The organism is Mesorhizobium sp. M4B.F.Ca.ET.089.01.1.1, assembly GCF_004022605.1.
GTDB classification, from domain to species: Bacteria; Pseudomonadota; Alphaproteobacteria; order Rhizobiales; family Rhizobiaceae; genus Mesorhizobium; species Mesorhizobium abyssinicae.
In genome coordinates this window covers 1-565 of record NZ_RZOS01001248.1, presented here as the reverse complement: position 1 = coordinate 565, position 565 = coordinate 1, and the positions used below count along the sequence as shown (strand labels likewise).

The window sequence follows — 565 nt, the reverse complement described above, 5'->3', positions numbered from 1 at the left end:
GTCTTGCGCGATGTGAGGTTTGCGTTAGGTTGTGCTTCGGGTTTAGGGAAGGCTGCCGGAACGTCGGGGATGCCAAAGGGAAATGCCGGAATAAAACTTCGAAGATTCCAGCCGGCGCCTGCCATCCTGCAGTTGGGACTCTTGCTGTCCTGCCGCGCCGAGGCGTGGAGCTGACGGGTGCTGGAGTTCTTCCGTTCGGCCAGCCATTTCGCTGGACCGCTTCTCCGTCGCACGATAACTATCTTTCTCAGCCGCAAATCTGCGCCGGCCGCGCGGGATCGGGCCCGTAAGGCCGAAGCGGCGGCGAAGCCCGAAGGACGTCTCGAGCCGAATCACGCCGATCCATCAGCAATGGAGATGGCACGGGGTGAACCGGGTGGCACGGGCTATATCGTCGAGAGAGCTGGCGTGAGAGCTGGCGTGTCCGGCCCCGCGTACTCCGATGTGGAAGATATGAGATCGGCCGGCATCCCTTCTGCCGACGCAAAGCCGATAGATGCAGACGGAGAGCAGTCTCACGTCCTCGCCAAGGCCGCTCACGGTGTCCCCGGGGACGAGCTGGCTC

General features: G+C 62.8%; 1 protein-coding gene. It reads left to right on the top strand.

Annotated elements, in window-relative coordinates; translation table 11 throughout:
- Positions 1–177: 177 nt before the first annotated feature.
- Positions 178–565 (top strand): hypothetical protein (locus EN780_RS40030; protein ID WP_210215125.1); only part of this gene is annotated, 388 nt, incomplete at its 3' end.